Origin of the sequence: Natronolimnohabitans innermongolicus JCM 12255 (assembly GCF_000337215.1) — an archaeon.
Taxonomy (GTDB): Archaea; Halobacteriota; Halobacteria; order Halobacteriales; family Natrialbaceae; genus Natronolimnohabitans; species Natronolimnohabitans innermongolicus.
The window spans coordinates 1-1,087 of sequence record NZ_AOHZ01000113.1 but is presented as its reverse complement, the minus strand read 5'-3'; the positions used below and the strand labels follow the sequence as shown (position 1 = coordinate 1,087).

General features: G+C 64.9%; 1 protein-coding gene. It reads left to right on the top strand.

All coding sequences use genetic code 11. The features are described from left to right. Positions 1–469: 469 nt before the first annotated feature. The coding region (locus C493_RS21830) for a YqjF family protein (protein WP_007261680.1) at positions 470–1,087 on the top strand (618 nt) is incomplete at its 3' end.

Sequence of the window (1,087 nt, the reverse complement as noted above, 5' to 3'; positions counted from 1 at the left end):
ACCAGAAATGGTCGAACCGCGGCGCGTTGCGCCGCGGGACGTTTTTGGTCCAGATTTTTGCGAGGAGCGGGTCTCGAACGGAGTGAGAGACCCCGACGAAGTAAAAAGGTGGGCGTAGAACGTGGAGGTCGACGGCGGCTGGTTGCCGGAAACGGTGTGAGGACCAACCAGAAATGGTCGAACCGCGGCGCGTTGCGCCGCGGGACGTTTTTGGTCCAGATTTTTGCGAGGAGCGGGTCTCGAACGGAGTGAGAGNACCAGAAATGGTCGAACCGCGGCGCGTTGCGCCGCGGGACGTTTTTGGTCCAGATTTTTGCGAGGAGCGGGTCTCGAACGGAGTGAGAGGCCCCGACGAAGTAAAAAGGTGGGCGTAGAACGTGGAGGTCGACGGCGGCTGGTTGTCGGAGGCGGTGGAGGATCCAGACCCGTTTGGCCGCAGCTTTTCCAGTCGCCGCCACCGAGTGTCGGTATGGGACTCCCGATCGCGATGGGTTGGCGGCACCTCCTCTTCGCCAACTGGCCGGTCGACCCCGACGTCGTCGCGGCGCGACTGCCCGACGATCTCTCCGTCGAGACGTACGACGGCCGAGCGTGGCTCTCGGTCGTGCCGTACCTGAACGTCGACGTCCGCCCGCGCGGACTTCCGGGCGGCCTGGGGTTCGAACTCCCCGAACTCAACCTCCGAACGTACGTCAGTCGGGACGGCGAGCCTGGCATCTACTTCTTCAGCCTCGACGCCGAGGGGATCCTCGGCGTCGTCGGTGCGCGGCTCTTCCATCGGTTACCGTACTACTACGCTGATATCGCGATGACCGAGACCGAACGGGGAATCGCGTTCTCGAGCGAGCGCCGACAGCCGGGTGCGCCCCCGGCCGAGTTCGTCGGGACGTACGACCCGATCGGCGAGCCGTTCGTCCCGGCCCCCGACTCGCTCGCCGCGTTTCTCACCGAACGGTATCGGTACTACACGACGGCTCGAGACGGGACGCTCCGCTACGCGGACATCGACCACGACCCGTGGTCGCTGCGCGAGGTGACGGTCACGATCGATCGGAACACGCTCTTCGAGGCCAACGGGTTCGAGTCA